Here is an 18,382-nt window from a genome sequence, read left to right on the forward strand (position 1 = left end):
AGGGCGGATCTCGGGCAGCCGCAGCGGCGGTTCGCTGCCGTCGTCGACGACCACGACTTCCATCAGGCCCGACGGGTATGTCTGCGCCGCCAGCGCGGCGAGCGTCAGGTCGAGGCGCCGCTGCCCGCCGTGGGCGGGGATGACCACGCTGACCGGCAGGCCCGGCGTCCACTCGCCCAGCGGGGGCGGGACCAGCGTGGAGTAGTCGTTGTGGCGGATGACGGGCCGGTCGCCCGCCCGGGTCGTGCTGGGGGTTCTCGGGGTGTCAGTCACGAGGAGGAAGCCCTTGCCTCAAGCGTTCGTCGGTGACGTGCTGTGGTGGCGCGATCGACGCGGCGGTCAGGATGGGCGCTCCTTCGGGTCCGGTTCGCCGCCGGGAGCCGACCCTATACAAGGAGCCTGTGAACTTCATAGGAGGCCCTGACACCTCACGATGACCGTCACCTGGGGATCCTTCAATGCCCATGGAATCCGTCCGGTAACCACGATCTTCGGCGTCACCCGGCACGTCCCCGCACCCCGCGTGCGCCCGTTCCCGGGCGCGCGGCCTTTCTCCGAAGAGCCTTCGACGGCCTACTTCGCGGGCGTCACGGGCGCCGGCGCTTCCGTACGGGCCGGCAGGGCGGGCCTCGTCGCGTCCGCCGACCCCGTGATCACCATGGGACGTTTCGCGGCGACCGGCGCCACCGCCTCCCGGCCCGTGACCTTCCCACCCGTGACCTTCCCACCCGTGACCTTTCCGCCCGCGATCTTTCCGCCCGCGGGGTACCGTACGCGGCGGTAGGCCGTGATGAGCCGCCATGCCCGCGACCGGCGCAGCCGGGCGATCAGCTCGCGATACTCGGCGAGGCGGCCTTCGAGATGGCCCACCCGGTGCCTGAGGCGGGCCGCCTCGGCGCTCAGCTCGGCGTTGCGGCCGAGCAGATCCTCTCCGGCGCGCATGAGCGTGCCCTCGCGCGCGGCCATCTCGGCGCAGAGCGCCCGCAGTTCGCCGATCTCGCCGTGGAGGCGCCGCTCCCGCTGGAGGAACGCGGTCTCGGCCCGGCTCAGCGCGAAACCGGGTGTGCCGCGTCGCTCGTCCCGGCGTACCGCCACCCCGGCCAGGTGCTGCCGCAGCACGGTGAGCTCGCGGATCTCGAACAGGGGCTCCACCAGGTGACGGAGGCTGCCGTGGTAGAAGACCCGCCGCCGCTCGGCGTCGTCGTCCCGCCCGGGGCCCGCCGCGGCGAGCTCGGCGTCCTCGGGCCGCTCGGCGCTTCCTGCCCGGGCGAGCCGCAGGACCTCCTCGCTCACGCCGTACGGCACCGTGAACACGAGCGTCGCCCCCGGCCGGAGCGTCCGGTGGAGCTCACTGAGGACCTGGACGGGATCCCCGACGCGGTCGAGGATCTCCCCGGCGACCGCCGCGTCGAACGCGCCGTCCGGAACGCCGTCCAGGCCGTGCCCGTCGCCCACCGTGAAGTCCGTGCGCGACGCCACGTCGGCCGGGAGCCGGTCGCGGCGGCGGCGCGCGTGCGCGATGGCGGGCGGCTCGACGTCGATCCCGCTCACCCGGTCGCCCCGCTCGGCGAGCAGCAGCGTGAGCTCACTGTCGTCGCAGCCCAGATCGAGCACGGTGACGGGGCGCCCCGGGCGGCTCGCGGGCAGGTGGTCGAGGATCCAGTGCACGCGGTCGAGGCGCCCGGCCTCCCGTACGTCCGTGCCGCGTGCCGCGTGGACGTTCGCGATGTCATGAGGGGCCGGGTTCACTTCGGTGCCGTGACAAGCGTGGAAGACCTGGTCGTCGGTCACGGCGACGTTTCCCCTCCGGGCGTCATGATGTCGCCCCCGCTTTCGGGGACTGTGGTCGCCCAAGTCTGGTGGAAAAGATGCTAAAGAGACAGTGAGGATTTCGGGGGTTCTTCAGGGGTGCGGTCTTGCCCGCATTCGGCGCCGGGGCGAGCGAGCCTGCCCGAGGATTGGTGTCAACGGTTTACAAAGGTGGTCCAGCCTGTGGACAGGCGACGCGGAGGGGGGTCCACCCCCCGTAGACTCGTTGCCTGATACCGCTGGTAGCGGACCCAATGGTTACGCGCCGTCGGGCCCGCTTCGCGCTGGGCCGGGCGCGGGAGGAGCATCCAATGTTCAGGGCGTGGCGTGGCCTTATCGAGGAATACCGTGACCGGCTCCCCGTGACCACGACGACGCCCGTGGTCACTTTGCTCGAAGGCGGCACACCGCTGGTCCCCGCCAGGCGCGTCTCCGCCCTCACCGGGTGTGAGGTCCATCTCAAGGTGGAGGGGCTCAACCCCACCGGCAGTTTCAAGGACCGCGGCATGACCGTGGCGATCAGCAAGGCCCTCGAAGAGGGCGCCAAGGCGGTCATCTGCGCCTCCACGGGCAACACCAGCGCCTCAGCCGCCGCCTACGCCGTACGGGCCGGGCTGACCTGCGCGGTCCTCGTGCCGCGAGGCAAGATCGCGATGGGCAAGCTGGCCCAGGCCCTCGTCCACGGCGCCAAGCTGCTCCAGGTCGACGGCTCCTTCGACGACTGCCTCGACATGACGAGGAAGCTCGCGGAGAACTACCCCATCGCCCTGGTCAACTCGGTCAACCCCCACCGGCTCCAGGGGCAGAAGACCGCGGCCTTCGAGATCGTCGACGCCCTCGGCGACGCGCCCGACGTGCACTGCATCCCCGTCGGCAACGCCGGCAACATCTCGGCCTACTGGATGGGCTACCGCGAGTACGCCGCCGACGGCGCGGCCACCAGGACCCCGCGCATGCTGGGCTTCCAGGCCAGCGGAGCGGCGCCCATCGTCAACGGCGCGCCCGTCACCCACCCGCACACCATCGCCACGGCTATCCGCATCGGCAACCCGGCCTCCTGGAAGCTCGCCGAGGCCGCACGCGACGAGTCCGGCGGAGCCATCCAGGCCGTCACCGACCGGCAGATCGCCGCGGCGTACAAGCTTCTCGCCCAAGAGGAGGGCGTGTTCGTCGAGCTGGCCTCGGCCGCGAGCGTGGCGGGCCTGCTCCAGGCCCACGAGCAGGGGCTGCTCCGCCAGGGCGAGCGCGTCGTCTGCACCGTCACGGGCAACGGCCTGAAGGACCCCGACTGGGCGATCTCCGGAGCCCCGACCCCGCTGACGATCCCCGTCGACGCCTTCGCGGCCGCCGCCGCCCTTGAGCTCGCCTGACGCGTTCGCGATCACCCGAGCCCGACGAGAACGACCATTCGCGATCACCCGAGCCCGACGAAAGACCGTTCGCGATCCCCGGCCCCGAGGCGACGACCCGTTCGCGATCGCCAGAGCCCGACGAGACAACGAGGAAACGCATGGCAACGAGCAACACCGTCGTCGTCCGCGTGCCCGCCACCAGCGCGAATCTCGGCCCGGGCTTCGACTCGCTGGGCCTCGCGCTCGCCCTGTACGACGAGGTCGAGGCCGGCCTCGTCGACCGGGTGCCCTCGGGCGGCAGTGCCGTCGAGGTCCAGGTCGAGGGCGAGGGGGCGGGGGAGCTCGACACCGGCGAGGGTCACCTGATCGTGAGGGCGATGCGCGCCACCTTCGACCGCGCCGGCGTGCCGCAGCCATTGGGCGTCCGGCTGCGGTGCCTCAACCGCATCCCGCACGCCCGTGGGCTCGGTTCCTCCTCCGCCGCCATCTGCGCGGGGATCATGGCCGCCCGGGCGCTCGCCGCGCCCGGGATGCCGGACGACGAGGTGTTCGCGCTGGCCACCGAGATCGAGGGCCACCCCGACAACGTCGCGCCATGCCTTTCCGGAGGTCTCACCATCGCGTGGACCGACCTGTCCGGAACTCCGCGTAAGCTGAAGTTGAGCCCGCATGGGGGCGTCCGACCTGTGGTGTGTGTGCCGAGAACCCGGCTCTCCACCGAGGAGGCGCGCGGGCTACTGCCGAAGGACGTGCCGCATGCCGACGCAGCGGCGAACGCCGGACGCGCCGCCCTGCTCATCGCGGCGCTCACCCAGCGGCCGGAGAGCGGGTTGTTGCTCGCCGCCACCGAAGACCGTTTGCATCAGACCTACCGCGCGCCTGCGATGCCGGGCACGGCTGATCTGGTAGAACGTCTCCGCGTGGCCGGGGTGCCCGCCGTTGTGTCGGGAGCCGGACCGACGGTTCTTGTGTTCGGAACGACGGATACCCATGATTTGATCGCGTCGGAAGTGGGTAGTGACTGGCACATCCAGCCATTGGACGTCGACCAGTCTGGCGCGAGCGTTCAGTTTCCCGAGACACGCTGATGCATCTTCGACCTTCAGGGAATAGCAGTGTGCGCTGGTGATGTTAGGCTGATAGCCGCACCAGATGCCCCCGTTGCGGGTGCGTGCTTGTCAGCCATACATCGCTGGATCGCGCCTTCCGTCGCAAGACGTAGGCCGCACAGCGGGCTTCCCGAATTGATCACCTCCGGTTGGTCCACATCCGGTTGGCGCGTCGAGAAGCGGCGTAATCGGGGACATGCGCGTTCGACGGACATCGACATCTGGTCGGCGGTAACCAGCCGGGGGGAGACCCCCGGGCCCCCAACGGCTCGCGAATCTCGACGGTGACGGCCATGTGCCGGTTCGACGCACCGGCTTCCCGACACCTTAGGAATTCGTACAGCCCGACCCGGTCTGTCCCGCCGGGTCGCACCACCGGGACGCCTGGCTGATCGTGGCCGGCGCCCGACCCCTGGGAAGGACCTTTTAGTTGAGCGACACCACCGAACTCCTCTCCGACGTCTCCGGCGCAGTGCCGCCGGTCGCCGGCGACACCCCCACCCGCGCCGCGGCCAAGCCGCGCCGTCGCTCCGGCACCGGCCTGTCCGCCATGGTGCTGCCCGAGTTGCAGGCTCTCGCGTCGAGTCTGGGCATCAGCGGGACCGGACGGATGCGTAAGAGCCAGCTCATCGCGGCCATCCAGGAGAAGCAGGGCGTAACTGCTGACGGTGCCTCTACCTCCGCCGAGCCCAAGGCCGCGCCGGCTCCCACGGTCACGGCCGCGCCTGCGGTCACCGCGGAGCCGGTAGCCGAGCGACCGGCCCGTACCCGCCGGGAACGTTCCCGCCCCGCACCGGTCGAGACCGTCGTCGAGACCCGCGAAGAGCGGGCCTCCGTCGTGGAGGCGCAGGCCGTCGAGCAGGCTCCCGTCGCCGCCGCGTCCGCCCCCGCTTCCGCGCCCGTCGAGGCCGGTCAGCCCGACACGCGTCCCGAGCGCGGCGAGTCCCGCCGTGAGCGCGGCGAGCGCGGCGAGCGCCGTGGCCGGGGCAACGACCGTCGCGACCGTGGCGACAACCGCCCCGACAACCGCAACGACAACAGCCGTCCCGAGCAGCGCGCCGCCGACGCGGGCGACGCTCCGGGCCGTCGTGAGCAGTCCCGTGACCAGGGTCGCGAGCAGACGCGCGACCAGGGCCGTGACCAGTCCCGTGACCAAGGTCGTGACCAGGGCCGTGAGCAGACGCGCGACCAGTCCCGTGGCCAGTCCCGTGATCAGTCCCGTGACCAGGGTCCCGACCCGCAGGGCGACGACGACCGCCGCGGCCGCCGTGGCCGGTTCAGGGAGCGCAACCGTCGTGGCCGCGACCGCTTCGACAGCAACGAGCCCGTGATCGGTGACGACGACGTCCTCATCCCGATCGCCGGCATCCTCGACATCCTCGACAACTACGCGTTCGTGCGCACCAGCGGATACCTGCCGGGCTCCAACGACGTGTACGTCTCGCTGGCGCAGATCCGCCGAAACGGCCTGCGTAAGGGCGACGTCATCACCGGTGCCGTCCGCCAGCCGCGTGACGGCGAGCGCCGCGAGAAGTTCAACGCCCTCGTGCGGCTCGACACCGTCAACGGCATGGACCCCGAGCAGGGGCGCAACCGGCCGGACTTCTCCAAGCTGACCCCGCTGTACCCGCAGGAGCGGCTGCGCCTGGAGACCGACCCCAGCATCCTGACGACCCGCATCATCGACCTGGTCGCTCCCATCGGCAAGGGCCAGCGTGGTCTCATCGTCTCCCCGCCGAAGGCCGGCAAGACGATGGTGCTCCAGGCGATCGCCAACGCGATCACCCGGAACAACCCCGAGTGCCACCTGATGGTCGTCCTCGTGGACGAGCGTCCGGAAGAGGTCACCGACATGCAGAGGTCGGTGAAGGGCGAGGTCATCCACTCGACCTTCGACCGTCCCGCCGAGGACCACACCACCGTCGCCGAGCTCGCCATCGAGCGCGCCAAGCGGCTGGTGGAGCTGGGCCACGACGTGGTCGTGCTCCTCGACTCCATCACCCGCCTCGGCCGCGCGTACAACCTCGCGGCCCCGGCGTCCGGGCGCATCCTGTCCGGTGGTGTCGACTCGACCGCGCTGTACCCGCCCAAGCGGTTCTTCGGCGCGGCCCGCAACATCGAGAACGGCGGCTCGCTGACGATCCTCGCCACGGCGCTGGTGGAGACCGGCTCCAAGATGGACGAGGTCATCTTCGAGGAGTTCAAGGGCACCGGCAACGCCGAGCTCAAGCTCAACCGCTCCCTGGCCGACAAGCGCATCTTCCCCGCGGTGGACGTCGACGCGTCCGGCACCCGTAAGGAAGAGATCCTGATGTCCAGGGACGAGCTGCAGATCGTCTGGAAGCTGCGTCGCGTGCTTCACGCCCTCGACATGCAGCAGGCGCTTGAGCTCCTGCTGGAGAAGATGCGGGAGACGCAGTCCAACGCGGAGTTCCTGCTCCAGGTCCAGAAGACCACGGTCAGCTCCGAGCGCGACTAGCACGACCAGCGCGACCAGTTAGAGCAGTACGACCGCCGTGACGGCGGATGAAGGCGGGGCGGAGGGCCGGATGGCCCGCCGCCCCTTCTTCGTGTCCGGCCCGGCGGCGCTCCCGTCCGTCGAGGTGGGGCTGTCCCCACACTAGGACTCACGCCTTCCCCATGGCATCGGGGCCGGGGACTTGGCAGGCTCGTACCGTCCGGTCGCGTGACGGCACCCGACCGGGTGCCCGACAGGAGGAGCCACAGGATGACTGCCGAGGCGGCGGTGACAGGGCGCCCCCCGTTGCGCGAACGGGTGCCGTTGGGGCCCCGCGGGCCTCTCGGCCTGCTCGTCGACCCCATGACCTGGCGGGCCGCGCCGTACCTGATGGTCAGCATCGCCTTCGGCGTCACCTGGTTCGTGATCCTCGCGACGGCCGTGCCCGCCGCGCTGACGCTGGTCCTGGTCTGGATCGGACTGCCGCTGCTGGTGCTGACGATGCTGCTGTGGCGCGGGGGAGCCATGCTGGAGCGGCGTCTCCTGCGGCTCGCTCTGGGCGTCACCATTCCCGATCCCTACCGGCCGAGGCCCGAGCGGGGGCTCGGCGCGCATCTGGGGTGGCTGTTCGGCGACCTGGCCACCTGGAAGGACCTCGGTTACCTGCTGCTCCTGTTCCCGCTCGGCCTGGTCGAGTTCTTCGTGTCGCTGACGCTGTGGGTGTGCTCCATCGGGTTCCTCGTCCAGCCGGTCCTCGTGGCCATGGGCCAGACGACCTCGATCACCGACCGGCTGGTGATCGACAGCGTGCCCGGGTCGCTGCCGTGGGCCTTCCTCGGGCTGCTCCTCCTGGTCGCCACGCTCTACATCGTCCGGGCCATGGCCTGGCTCCACGGCACGCTGGCCACCGCGCTCCTCGGTCCCGGCGACGAGGCGCGGGTCATGCACCTGCGGGCGAGCCGGGCCCGTGGCGTGGACGCCGCCGAGGCTGAGCGGCGCAGGATCGAGCGCGACCTGCACGACGGGGCCCAGCAGCGGCTGCTCTCGGTGGCCATGGACCTCGGAAGGGCCCAGGCGAAGCTCGACTCCCATCCCGAGGAGGCCCGGGAGCTGCTCGCCCAGGCCCATGCGGGGACCAAGGCCGCGATCACCGAGTTACGCGATCTCGCGCGCGGCATCTACCCGGCAATCCTCACCGACAGGGGCCTCGACGCGGCGCTCTCCGCGCTCGCCGCCCGGGCGCCGGTCCGCGTCGAGGTGTCGGTCGAGATCACCGAACGGCCGCCCGCGGCGGTCGAGAGCATCGCGTACTTCATCGTCGCCGAGTCGCTGACCAACATCGCCAGGCATTCGGTGGCCACGGAGGCGTCGGTCAAGGTGAGCCGCGAGCACGACCGCGTCGTGGTCGAGGTACGGGACAACGGCGTCGGCGGCGCGGAGGCACGACCGGGGGGCGGGCTCGCCGGGCTCGCCGACCGCGCGGCGACGATCGACGGCTCGCTGACCGTCGAAAGCCCGCCGGGCGGCCCCACGCTCGTCCGCGCCCGGCTACCGTACGAATGGTGACGGTCCTCATGTGGCGGGCGCCATGCGGGTGGTGATCGCGGAGGACTCCGTCCTGCTGCGCGAAGGCATGATCAGGCTGCTCGCCGACGGCGGTATCGACACGGTCGCCGCGACGGGCGACGGCCCCGGGCTGGTCGAGGCCGTGCGCGTCTACCAGCCCGATCTCGCGGTCGTCGACGTGCGCATGCCGCCGAGCCACACCGACGAGGGTCTCCGGGCGGCGCTCGCGGCCCGTGCGCTGGTGCCCGGCCTGCCCGTGCTGGTGCTCTCCCAGTACGTCGAGGAGCGGTACGCCACCGAGCTCATCGGGCGCGGCGCGGCGGCGGTGGGCTACCTGCTCAAGGAGCGGGTAGCCGACGTGGCCGAGTTCCTCGACGCGGTGCGCCGGGTCGCCTCGGGCGGTACGGTCATCGACCCCGAGGTCGTCATGCAACTGCTGAGCCGCCACCGGCACGACCGGCCGACCGACTCGCTGACCGCCAGGGAGTCGGAGGTGCTGGGGCTGATGGCGGAGGGCCGGTCCAACAACGCGATCGCCGGGCGGTTGCGCGTCACCGAGGGCGCGGTCGAGAAGCACATCTCCGGCATCTTCGGCAAGCTCGGTCTCGACCCCACGCCCGACGACCACCGCCGGGTGCTCGCGGTCCTGGCCTATCTCGGCCACGGCTGACAGGGCGATGCCGATCGTCACCGGGCGCGCGGAGCCCGCCGCGGCCGTGCGGCGCGGGCGGGCGCGCGTGGAACTCGTGGGAGAAGCCTGACCCGGGGATTGCGCAACGCTTACCGCCAGGTGTTGAATTTTTGGGAAATATTGGGGTGCGCTGGCTTAGGCTCGGCAGGCCGCCGGAGATCGCTCCGGTGGTGCCGTGTCAGGGTCCTGTCCCGCCCGGGAACGGGTCCCTCCCGCCCGGGAATGATCGATGGCCTGGTGTGGTTACAGGATCTGGCACACTGGTAGCCGAACCACGGCGGTTCCGGTTCCCGCCCGCCCGCGCGTCACCTGACCGCGAGAGACGAAGGCGACCCGGCGACCGCGCCAGAGAGGATTGAAATGAAGCCCGACATTCACCCGGAGTACGGCATCACGCAGGTGACGTGCAGCTGTGGCAGCAGCTTCACCACCCGCAGCACCGCCAAGAACGGCGTCATCCACGCCGACGTGTGCTCGGCCTGCCACCCGTTCTACACGGGCAAGCAGAAGATCCTGGACACCGGTGGCCGGGTCGCCCGCTTCGAGAAGCGTTTCGGCAAGAAGCCCGCGAGCAAGTAGCTCGGCGAGAAGCGCCGGCTCGGAATCGTCCCCCTTTCCGGGGGGCGTGCCCGGGTCGGCGTTCTTGGTGATGGCCCCGGTTCTTGCCTGTTCGTGATGGAAGAAGGACACACGGTGAACCTCGACGAGTTGCTCAACGAGTACGCGGAGCTTGAGCAGAAGCTCGCCGACCCCGCCGTGCACGCCGACCAGAACCAGGCACGGACCCTCGGCAAGCGCTACGCGCAGCTGACGCCCATCGTCTCCACCTACCGTGAGCTCGAAGGCGTGCGCGACGACCTTCAGGCCGCCAAGGAGCTCGCCGGCGAGGACCCGGCCTTCGCCGAGGAGGCCGTCGAGCTCGAAGGCCGCATCTCCCCGCTGGAGGAGCGGCTCACGCACCTGCTCGTCCCGCGCGACCCCAACGACGACAAAGACATCATCATGGAGATCAAGGCCGGCGAGGGCGGCGAGGAGTCCGCCCTGTTCGCCGGGGACCTGCTCCGCATGTATCTCCGGTACGCCGAGCGCGTCGGCTGGAAGACCGAGATCATCGACGCGCAGCACTCCGACCTCGGCGGCTACAAGGACGTCACGGTCGCGGTGAAGGGCAAGGGCGCCGACGGGGTCTGGTCGCGCCTGAAGTTCGAGGGCGGGGTCCACCGGGTCCAGCGTGTCCCGGTCACCGAGTCGCAGGGCCGCATCCACACCTCCGCCGCCGGTGTCCTCGTGTACCCCGAGGCGGAGGACGTCGAGGTGCAGATCGACCCCAACGACCTCCGCATCGACGTGTTCCGCAGCTCCGGTCCCGGCGGGCAGAGCGTCAACACCACCGACTCGGCCGTGCGCATCACCCACGTGCCGACCGGCGTGGTCGTCTCCTGCCAGAACGAGAAGAGCCAGTTGCAGAACAAGGAGTCCGCCCTGCGGATCCTGCGCGCGCGGCTGCTGTCCATCGCCCAGGAGGAGGCCGACGCCGCGGCCTCGGCCGAGCGGAAGTCGCAGGTGCGCACGGTCGACCGCTCCGAGCGCGTCCGCACCTACAACTTCCCGGAGAACCGCATCTCCGACCACCGCGTAGGGTTCAAGGCCTACAACCTCGACCACGTCCTCGACGGCGATCTCTCCGCGGTCATACAGGCACTGACGGACGCCGAGATGGCGGACAAGCTCGCCTCCCACTCGTAACGACACAATCGACGAAAACTCCCATGACCCTCCTGATGGACGAGATAGCGCTCGCCACCGCCCGGCTCGCCGAGGCGGGTGTGCCCTCACCGCGAACCGACGCTGAGGAGATCGCGGCGTTCGTCCATGGCGTGCGGCGTGGCCAGCTCCACACGGTGCCCGATTCGGAGTTCGACGCGCTGTTCTGGGAGGGCATCGCGCGGCGCGAGGCACGGGAGCCGTTGCAGCACATCACCGGGCGCGCCTACTTCCGTTATCTGTCGCTGGAGGTCGGTCCGGGCGTCTTCGTGCCCCGTCCCGAGACCGAGGTGGTTGCGGGCTGGGCGATCGACCGGCTACGCGAGATGGACGTCGCGTCCCCGGTCGTGGTCGACCTCGGCACCGGCTCGGGGGCCATCGCCCTGTCGATCGCCCAGGAGGTCGCGCTCGCCCAGGTACACGCGGTCGAAGTCGATCCGGTGGCGTACGGCTGGGCCAAGCAGAACATCGTGGAGCATGGTCAGGGCCGCGTGTCCCTCCACCCCGAGGATCTCGCCGACTGCCTTCCCGAGCTCGACGGCCAGGTGGACCTGGTCGTCTCCAACCCGCCATACATCCCTCCGGGGGCCGTGCCACGCGATCCCGAGGTGCGCGACTACGATCCGTCCCGCGCCCTGTACGGCTCGGGGGAGGACGGTCTTGACGAGGTACGCGCGGTCGAGCGTACGGCCCGGCGGTTACTGCGTCCCGGCGGCCTGGTGGCCGTCGAGCACGCCGACCAGCAGGGATCGGCCGTCTACCTCGTGTTCTCCGAGGAACGTGGCTGGCGGGACGCTCGCAACAACGCCGATCTCGCCAACCGCGATCGTTTCGTCACGGCACGATTCGGCCAGGAATAGGGGCCCGCGCACCGGTCACCCGGCGCCGGGGCCCCACCCACTTGGGAGGATGAGAAGTCGTGAGTCGACGCTATGACTCTTCGAACATAGAGGAGCGTGCCGCAGGGCTGGCCGACGCGGCGTCGGCCATCCGGGCCGGCGAGCTCGTGGTCATACCGACGGACACGGTCTACGGCATCGGGGCCGACGCCTTCACCCCGTCGGCGGTCGCCGACCTGCTGGAGGCCAAGGGGCGCGGCAGAGACATGCCCGTCCCCGTCCTGGTCGGCACCGTCCGCGCGGCGGCCGCCCTGGTCGAGGATCTCGGCACGTACGGGCAAGATCTGATCGACTCGTTCTGGCCGGGCCCGCTGACGCTGGTCTGCCGGGCGAGCCGCTCGCTCAACTGGGACCTCGGCGACTCCAAGGGCACGGTCGCGATCCGGATGCCGCTGCACGCGGTCGCGCTGGAGTTGCTCAAGGAGACCGGGCCCATGGCGGTGAGCAGCGCCAACCGGTCCGGCGCGCCGCCCGCGACGACCGCGGCGGACGCCGAGGAGCAGCTGGGGGAGTCGGTCACGGTCTACCTCGACGGCGGCGCGTGCGCCGACAACACGCCTTCCACGATCATCGACCTGACGACGCCCGTGCCCCGGGTGCTGCGCAAGGGCGCCATCTCGGTCGAGAAGCTGCGGAGCGTGATCGGGTACGTCGCGACGGACGCCGACCCGGAGCCGGAGCCGGAGAAGTCGGAGCCTGATAAGTCGGAAGTGTCCGACAAGGCCGACCTCACCGGGACTGATCTCACGGATAAGAGCGACCTCGCGAACAAGAGTGACCTCACCGACAAGGCGGACCTCGCCGACAAGGATGATCTTGCGGACAAGGGTGACCTGATCGGGAAGGTCGACCAGGCTGACAAGCCGGATCAGGCCGACGACAAGCCCGAGACGGTCGGCAAGGGCGACGGGCCGGTCGTGAGCGATCCCGCGGAGAAGATCGACCGAGCCGGCCCGGCCGACTCGGGGACGCCCGAAAAGTTCGGCCCGGCGGACGCCACGAAGAAAGACGGCTGACGCTGCGCGGGGACGCGTGTGGCGGCGCCTGGGCCACGGCTCGTGCGCCGCTCCCTTCCCTCGTGACTCATGCCGTATGGCTATCGTCGAGGCGTACAGGCGGTACGTCTCAGTACCGTGATGTGCGTCTGTGCTCTTGAGCGACGGGCTGGAGCGAGGGAGCATAGCTGCGAGCGGGCGAGAGCCCTCTCTGACGCGGACCAGGGGGAGCGGCGATCCACGAGCACCGGGAGACGCCCATGGGCAAGCTGGACGGAATGGACCCGAAGCTGGTCCGTGACCTGTTGGCAGAGGTCGGGCGTGCGGGCACGCAGATGCGCACCGTCGAGTCCCGCATCACCCAGCTGACGAGCGCGGCCGGTCTTTCGGTCCCGGCGACCCACAGGCCCGCCCAGGTGGCGGACGCGGGAGACACGCTGGTCAAGGATGTCGGAGCCCGGCTCGTCCTTCTGGAGAAGAAGGAAAAGCAGAACGATCCGGTGACCGGCCCCAAGGGCATGAAGCCGACCGCGCCTGACAAGCAGGACTCGAAGGCTAAGGACGACAAGTCCGAAAAGGGTGATAAGTCTGACAAGGCCAACAAGGATGGCACTCCCACCTCCGACACCCAGGACGGGTCGCACAAGCAAGACGCCCCGAAGTCCGACAAGGGCCAGGCACCCAAGGCCGACAAGCCGGACAAGGACCACACCCCGAAGTCCGACAAGGACGACGCCCCCAAGGCTGACAAGAGCGACCCAAGCAAGAACGACAGAGACAAGCACGACACCCCGAAGGCCGACAAGGATCACACTCCCAAGGCTGAAAAGGACCCGGCTCCCAAGGCCGACGGGCAGGACAAGACCCACAAGGTGGAGTCTCCGCAGGCCGAAAAGCCCGAGAAGCACGAGTCTCCCAAGGCCGACCAGTCCGATCCGTCCCCGAAGGCCGACAAGCCGGACAAGCACGAGGCGCCCAAGGGCGACACCTCGGACCCCAGTCCGAAGGCCGGCAAGCCGGACCACACGCCCAAGCCCGAGCATTCCGACAGGCAGGACGCCCCGCAGGCGGATAGGCCCGACAAGCAGGACGCTAACAAGATCGACGGCTCGGACCCCAGCCCGACGGCTGAAAAATCCGACCCCGCCCCCAAGGCCGATCCTGCTCCCCAGGCTGATCCGGCGCCTACGGGCGATTCGACGCCTCACGCTGATTCCGCACCCCCGGCTGATCCGGCGCCTACGGGAGATTCGGTTCCGCAGGCTGATCAGGCGCCTACGGGGGACTCCGCTCCTAACGGTGATTCCGCGCCCAAGGCTGATTCGGTTCCTACGGGGGATCAGTCGCACGTCGTGCCTTCGGGTGGGGCCGATGGGCAGCTGGATACGCCGAACGCTGACAATCCCAACGACATCGACACCACGCAGGAGCGCACGCGGGTGATCGACGTCGACGGTGTGAGGGTCGTCGAGGTCACCATGAAGCCGCCCAGCGCGGAGCATCTCCACTGGCTGACCCAGAACATGGACAAGATCCCCCCGCTGGAACAGCCGGTGGTCGTCCCTCCCGACGGGGCCGCGCCTGGTCATCCACACGCGGACGGGCCCGTGGGCTACATCCAGCCTGACGACCCGTCCGGCTCGGCCAAGCCGTCCGCCCCCCTCGCCCCGGATTCGGGTGGAGACGCGACAGAGCAGGGCCTCGCGGCGCCTCAGGCCGCCGTCCAGCCCGGTCAGCACGTCCAGTCAGGGGTTTACGCCCCCGGCGATGAGGCGGCCCGGAACGGCGCTTACAGCGGCGGCCGCGGGGACGTCGAGACGGGTTCCGTCGAGGTCGGCGGCGCCTTCCCGTCGCATGGTCCCGGTTCGCCGGCCGGGTGGCGGGAAGAGTCCGAGTCGCCGCCGGACGGGTGGGGTTCGAGCTCGTCGTCCGAGGCCGCGGGCGACGTGACATCGCCGTCCGGTTCGTAGAGGAGGGCCGCCCGAGATGTATGCCGACCCGCCGGCGCCGAAGCCGCTCCAGCCCGGGGAGACGCCGCCCGCGTCGTCCTCGTCCGACCCGTTCAGCCCGGACGGCCAGGCGAGCAACTGGAGGTTCAACCCCGAGTACCAGAAGCTCGTGGACCTCTGGCAGCAGACGCAGCCGTTGCTCGAAGGGCTCACCACCTCGCTGGACAAGGCGTACCAGATGGCCCGCAGCCGGGACGTCTGGGACGCGCCGGTCGCCGAGCGGTACGTCCAGGACATGACCGAGTGGCGCAACCGTCTCGGCATGTACCGCCAGGCCGTGCTGACCGCGATCAGCGACCAGGCGGCGGACACCCCCCGCTGGGTGCCGACCGCGTCCACCGCTCCCCACGCCTACAGCTGATCACCGCCCCGGGAGCCCTGGGAGCCCCCGGAAGTCCTCAGAAGCGCGGTGACCTGGCATGACGAGGCATACAGTGGGGAGATCGGTGGTCCTTACCGCACGCGTTTCCGCGCGGGGGAAAGGAGTGGTGAGCGAGCCATGCACGCTAAAGGACGCGGCCACGAGCGCGCTGATGACTTCTACGGGCCTGATTTCTCCGAGCTTCAGGGGGAAGATCCGGAGATCGCCCAGATTCTGCTCGACGAGCTCGGGCGGCAGCGCGGCGGCCTCCAGCTGATCGCCAGTGAGAACTTCGCCTCGCCCGCCGTGATCGCGGCGCTGGGCTCGACGCTCACCAACAAGTACGCCGAGGGGTACCCCGGTCGTCGTTACTACGGCGGCTGCGAGGTGGTCGACCGCGCAGAGCAGCTCGCCATCGACCGGGCGAAAGCGCTGTTCGGGGCCGATCATGCCAATGTCCAGCCCCATTCGGGCTCGTCGGCCAACCTGGCGGCCTACGCGGCGCTGCTCCAGCCGGGCGACACCATGCTCGCGATGGAGCTCTCCCACGGCGGCCACCTGACCCACGGCTCCAAGGTGAACTTCTCCGGGCGCTGGTTCGACGTCGTGGCGTACGGGGTGCGGCGCGACACCGAGACCATCGACTACGACGAGGTCCGCGAGCTCGCGGTCCTGCACCAGCCCAAGCTGATCATCTGCGGCGCCACGGCCTATCCGCGGCTCATCGACTTCACGGTGTTCCGCGGCATCGCCGACGAGGTGGGGGCCTGGCTGCTCGTGGACGCCGCGCACACGATCGGCCTGGTGGCGGGGGGCGCCGTCCCCTCGCCCGTGCCGCACGCCGACGTGGTGACGTTCACGACGCACAAGGCTCTGCGCGGGCCGAGGGGCGGCGGCATCCTGTGCACGGCGGAGCTGGCCGGAAAGATCGACCGGGCGGTGTTCCCGTTCGTCCAGGGCGGCCCGCTGATGCACGCCATAGCGGCCAAGGCGGTGGCCTTCGGCGAGGCGGGGCGGCCCGCGTTCCGCGCGTACGCCGAGCAGGTCGTCGCCAACGCCCGCGCGCTGACCGACGCGCTCGCGGGCGAGGGCATGCGCCCGGTCTCCGGCGGCACCGAGACCCATCTCGCGCTGATCGACCTGCGCGGCTTCGGGGTGACGGGTGCGGCGGCCGAGCGGAGCTGCGCCCGTGCGAAGATCACACTCAACCGCAACGCGATCCCGTACGATCCCGAGCCGCCCACGGTGACATCCGGCATCCGCGTCGGCACCCCGTGCGTGACGACGCAGGGCATGGGGGTGACGGAGATGAAGGAGATCGCCTCGATGGTCGCTCAGGCCGTGCGCGACGAGGGTGCGGTAGCGTCGGTGGCCGAGCGGGTGACGCAGCTCACCCGGGGTCATCCAGCGTATCCACGCGGTTAATGTGCTGTTCTGTGCAGTTTTCCGGTCACAACTGACCGGACAATCCGGGAAACTAGGTTCGTGCGCGAATACACTCTCATAGCGCTGGTAGCAGCGGCGGTCACGTATCTGCTGGTCCCGCTGGTCAGGGTTTTCGCGCTGCGCATCGGCGCCGCGCCGGAGATCCGCGAGAGAGACGTGCACACGGTCCGCACCCCGCGCCTCGGTGGCCTGGCGATGTACGCCGGCATGCTGGCAGGGCTGTTCGTCGCGAGCCGGCTCGACCACATCGGCCCGAAACTGGCCGATTCCCGGATGGGCGACGGCAAGACCGTCATCGCGCTGGCCCTCGCGGGCGGCGTGATCGTGCTGATCGGCTTCCTCGACGACTGGTGGGGGATGGACGCCTTCATCAAGCTCGGGGGGCAGATCGCCGCCGCCGGGCTGCTGGTCGCGTTCAAGCTCACCCTTTTGTGGGTTCCCCTGCCCAACGGCAACACGATCAGCCTCGACAGCACGCTGCAAACGATCATCACCATGCTGATCGTCGTCGTCGCCATCAACGCGGTGAACTTCGTGGACGGCCTCGACGGCCTCGCGGCCGGCATCGTCTGCATCGCCGCGCTGGCGACGTTCGCGTGGACCATCGCGCTCACCGACAGCATGGACCAGGGCCGCCTCAGCGTCACGGCGGCCATCACCGCCATCCTGATCGGGATGTGCCTCGGATTCCTGCCGCACAACTTCCATCCCGCCAAGATCTTCATGGGCGACACGGGCGCGATGCTGATCGGCCTGGTGCTCGCGACCTCGGTGGTCACGGTGACCGGCACGGTCGACTACACCGGCGCCGCGGGCGACATCAACCGGTTCCCCGTCGTCCTGCCGATCCTGCTTCCGCTTGCGGTGATGGTGCTCCCGCTGGCCGACCTCATCATGGCGGTGGTGCGGCGCACCTCGTACGGGAAGTCGCCCTTCGCGCCCGACCGTGGTCACCTGCACCACCGGCTGCTGCAGGTGGGCCACTCCCACCGGCGCACCGTCCTCATCATGTACGCGTGGACGTTCCTGTTCGCCGCGACCGTCGTGGGCCTGTCGGTCGGCGGCGTGCCGCTGATCGTCTTCCCCGTCGTCGTGCTGCTCGCGCTGGTCGTGCTGGTGATGATGGGCCTGCCGCTCTGGCGTTCAGGCCGGGGCGGCCGCGGCGGGGGCTCCCACGCCTCGGGTCGCCGGGGGCCCGCGCCCGATTCCGGCCCGGCCGCGGACGACCCCCCGGTGCCCGGCGCGGCGACCAGTTCCCGTGCCTCCGCGGCGGCGGGCTGATCCCGCCGTTCCCCTTGATCACCGGTTGGTCCACCAGGTCCCCCAAGCCGGGATGGCGGATCGTCGATTCATCGGTCTACCTGCACGAAAGCCCAGGTAAAGGCACCCATTCCTGAGCTTGTGATACCTTTCACTAGCAAGGGGCGGGCAGGGCTCGCCTCGCAAGGTAGCAATCGCTCGCTTGACAACTGTTTCTTGGAGCACCGATGCAGGCCAACGACGTTCGCGCGCTCAAAAGCGCGGCTGTACCCACCATTGCGGTCGGGCTGGTTGTCGTGGTCGTGTCCGCGCTGATGGCCGGAACCAAGGGTGCGCTGGGAGCGGCGATCGGGGTCGTCGTGGTCGCCGCGTTCTTCACCGCCGGCCTCGTGGCCGTCACCTGGGCGGGCCGGGTCTCGCCGCAGCTGATGATGCTGGCCGCCGTGCTGGGCTACCTGGTCAAGGTCATCCTGCTGATGGTGCTGCTGAGCTCCTTCGCCGACGCCACCGCCTTCACGCCGCGTGCCCTCGGATGGGGCGTCGTCATCTGCACGATCGTGTGGACGATCGGCGAGGTGCGGGCCTTCCTGAAACTCAAAATGCTGTACGTCGACCCCGACGCCAAGGTTCCCGGACAGGGCGGTCGATGATGAGCGTAAGATT

15 protein-coding genes and 1 pseudogene are annotated in these 18,382 nt (G+C 70.0%); 14 read left to right on the forward strand and 2 right to left on the reverse strand.

What is annotated here, in order from left to right; genetic code table 11:
* Both AB0B89_RS11170 and AB0B89_RS11175 read right to left on the reverse strand, forming a co-directional pair.
* On the reverse strand, nt 1-273 hold a 273-nt coding region (locus tag AB0B89_RS11170), incomplete at its 3' end, for a glycosyltransferase (protein ID WP_358551055.1).
* Nucleotides 274-573: 300 nt separating this feature from the next.
* Complete coding sequence (locus AB0B89_RS11175) at nt 574-1,791, reverse strand: methyltransferase domain-containing protein (protein WP_358551057.1); 1,218 nt, start codon at nt 1,789-1,791, stop codon at nt 574-576.
* Nucleotides 1,792-2,120: 329 nt separating this feature from the next.
* On the opposite strand from AB0B89_RS11175, the gene thrC reads away from it, so the two are divergent.
* The 14 genes and pseudogenes from thrC to AB0B89_RS11245 all read left to right on the forward strand — a co-directional run bounded on the left by thrC (nt 2,121) and on the right by AB0B89_RS11245 (nt 18,369).
* A complete protein-coding gene (gene thrC, locus AB0B89_RS11180; protein ID WP_358551059.1) occupies nt 2,121-3,179 on the forward strand; it encodes a threonine synthase in 1,059 nt (352 codons plus the stop codon).
* Nucleotides 3,180-3,319: 140 nt separating this feature from the next.
* The gene (thrB, locus tag AB0B89_RS11185; RefSeq protein WP_358551061.1) at nt 3,320-4,249 is read left to right on the forward strand and encodes a homoserine kinase; all 930 of its coding nucleotides are present in this window, start codon (nt 3,320-3,322) and stop codon (nt 4,247-4,249) included.
* A gap of 451 nt (nt 4,250-4,700) precedes the next feature.
* Entirely contained in the window at nt 4,701-6,749 is a 2,049-nt protein-coding gene (gene rho / locus AB0B89_RS11190; RefSeq protein ID WP_358551063.1) for a transcription termination factor Rho, read from the forward strand.
* Between the two features lie 249 nt (nt 6,750-6,998).
* On the forward strand, nt 6,999-8,294 hold the full coding sequence (locus AB0B89_RS11195; protein ID WP_358551066.1) for a sensor domain-containing protein: 1,296 nt from the start codon (nt 6,999-7,001) through the stop codon (nt 8,292-8,294).
* 22 nt (nt 8,295-8,316) lie between these two features.
* Complete coding sequence (locus AB0B89_RS11200; RefSeq protein WP_358551129.1) at nt 8,317-8,964, forward strand: response regulator transcription factor; 648 nt, start codon at nt 8,317-8,319, stop codon at nt 8,962-8,964.
* Nucleotides 8,965-9,345: 381 nt separating this feature from the next.
* Nucleotides 9,346-9,564, forward strand: coding sequence for a 50S ribosomal protein L31 (gene rpmE, locus AB0B89_RS11205; RefSeq protein ID WP_358551068.1), 219 nt, complete (start codon nt 9,346-9,348; stop codon nt 9,562-9,564).
* A 96-nt stretch (nt 9,565-9,660) separates the two neighbouring features.
* The gene (gene prfA, locus AB0B89_RS11210) at nt 9,661-10,731 is read left to right on the forward strand and encodes a peptide chain release factor 1 (RefSeq protein ID WP_358551070.1); all 1,071 of its coding nucleotides are present in this window, start codon (nt 9,661-9,663) and stop codon (nt 10,729-10,731) included.
* 23 nt (nt 10,732-10,754) lie between these two features.
* Nucleotides 10,755-11,609, forward strand: coding sequence for a peptide chain release factor N(5)-glutamine methyltransferase (gene prmC / locus AB0B89_RS11215; RefSeq protein ID WP_358551072.1), 855 nt, complete (start codon nt 10,755-10,757; stop codon nt 11,607-11,609).
* A gap of 59 nt (nt 11,610-11,668) precedes the next feature.
* Nucleotides 11,669-12,319: pseudogene (locus AB0B89_RS11220) on the forward strand (L-threonylcarbamoyladenylate synthase); the annotation flags it as partial.
* Between the two features lie 740 nt (nt 12,320-13,059).
* On the forward strand, nt 13,060-14,613 hold the full coding sequence (locus AB0B89_RS11225; RefSeq protein WP_358551074.1) for a hypothetical protein: 1,554 nt from the start codon (nt 13,060-13,062) through the stop codon (nt 14,611-14,613).
* Between the two features lie 16 nt (nt 14,614-14,629).
* Nucleotides 14,630-15,013 (forward strand): hypothetical protein, encoded by a 384-nt coding sequence (locus AB0B89_RS11230; protein ID WP_358551076.1) that lies wholly within the window; start codon nt 14,630-14,632, stop codon nt 15,011-15,013.
* Nucleotides 15,014-15,151: 138 nt separating this feature from the next.
* Nucleotides 15,152-16,438 (forward strand): serine hydroxymethyltransferase, encoded by a 1,287-nt coding sequence (gene glyA, locus AB0B89_RS11235; RefSeq protein ID WP_358551078.1) that lies wholly within the window; start codon nt 15,152-15,154, stop codon nt 16,436-16,438.
* Between the two features lie 60 nt (nt 16,439-16,498).
* Nucleotides 16,499-17,740, forward strand: coding sequence for an MraY family glycosyltransferase (locus AB0B89_RS11240; RefSeq protein ID WP_358551080.1), 1,242 nt, complete (start codon nt 16,499-16,501; stop codon nt 17,738-17,740).
* Between the two features lie 206 nt (nt 17,741-17,946).
* Nucleotides 17,947-18,369, forward strand: a complete 423-nt coding sequence (locus tag AB0B89_RS11245; protein ID WP_358551082.1) for a hypothetical protein — start codon at nt 17,947-17,949, stop codon at nt 18,367-18,369.
* The last annotated feature ends 13 nt before the right edge of the window (nt 18,370-18,382 follow it).

This window comes from Sphaerisporangium sp. NPDC049002 (assembly GCF_040649355.1).
In the GTDB taxonomy this organism is placed as follows: Bacteria; Actinomycetota; Actinomycetes; order Streptosporangiales; family Streptosporangiaceae; genus Sphaerisporangium.

Coding starts and splice junctions, on each gene's coding strand:
- thrC (WP_358551059.1), top strand. CDS start 2,121: ATGTTCAGGGCGTGGCGTGGCCTTATCGAGGAATACCGTGACCGGCTC.
- thrB (WP_358551061.1), top strand. CDS start 3,320: ATGGCAACGAGCAACACCGTCGTCGTCCGCGTGCCCGCCACCAGCGCG.
- AB0B89_RS11195 (WP_358551066.1), top strand. CDS start 6,999: ATGACTGCCGAGGCGGCGGTGACAGGGCGCCCCCCGTTGCGCGAACGG.
- AB0B89_RS11200 (WP_358551129.1), top strand. CDS start 8,317: ATGCGGGTGGTGATCGCGGAGGACTCCGTCCTGCTGCGCGAAGGCATG.
- rpmE (WP_358551068.1), top strand. CDS start 9,346: ATGAAGCCCGACATTCACCCGGAGTACGGCATCACGCAGGTGACGTGC.
- prfA (WP_358551070.1), top strand. CDS start 9,661: ATGGAAGAAGGACACACGGTGAACCTCGACGAGTTGCTCAACGAGTAC.
- prmC (WP_358551072.1), top strand. CDS start 10,755: ATGACCCTCCTGATGGACGAGATAGCGCTCGCCACCGCCCGGCTCGCC.
- AB0B89_RS11230 (WP_358551076.1), top strand. CDS start 14,630: ATGTATGCCGACCCGCCGGCGCCGAAGCCGCTCCAGCCCGGGGAGACG.
- glyA (WP_358551078.1), top strand. CDS start 15,152: ATGCACGCTAAAGGACGCGGCCACGAGCGCGCTGATGACTTCTACGGG.
- AB0B89_RS11245 (WP_358551082.1), top strand. CDS start 17,947: ATGCAGGCCAACGACGTTCGCGCGCTCAAAAGCGCGGCTGTACCCACC.